Genomic DNA, 281 nt, shown 5'->3' on the forward strand with positions numbered 1-281 from the left:
CGTTGTAAGTGATCAAGAAGGCTTGGTAGATGCTCAGCTTGCGTCTTCCCTAGGTGATTTGAATACAATCACGACGAAGATTTCAAACCTGAACGAACAGATTTTGAGACAAGAAGGTCTTTCGATTTCTCCTGCAAATGAACTTCGTGATAAGCAAGAATTATTGGCCAAAGATTTGTCTAAATATCTGGATATCAAAGCCCAATTTAATGACAACGGATTGATGACTATTCAATTAGCCAATGGCCAGCCTTTGGTAATGGATCAATTCCCTACAGAAT

Annotated in this window: 1 protein-coding gene; it reads left to right on the plus strand. The window is 39.1% G+C overall.

The features are described 5' to 3' along the window. The coding region (locus tag AAEY75_RS14685; RefSeq protein ID WP_352259978.1) for a FlgK family flagellar hook-associated protein at positions 1 to 281 on the plus strand (281 nt) is incomplete at both ends.

This window comes from Psychrobacter sp. TB55-MNA-CIBAN-0194, from assembly GCF_040309505.1.
Classification (GTDB): Bacteria; Pseudomonadota; Gammaproteobacteria; order Pseudomonadales; family Moraxellaceae; genus Psychrobacter; species Psychrobacter fozii.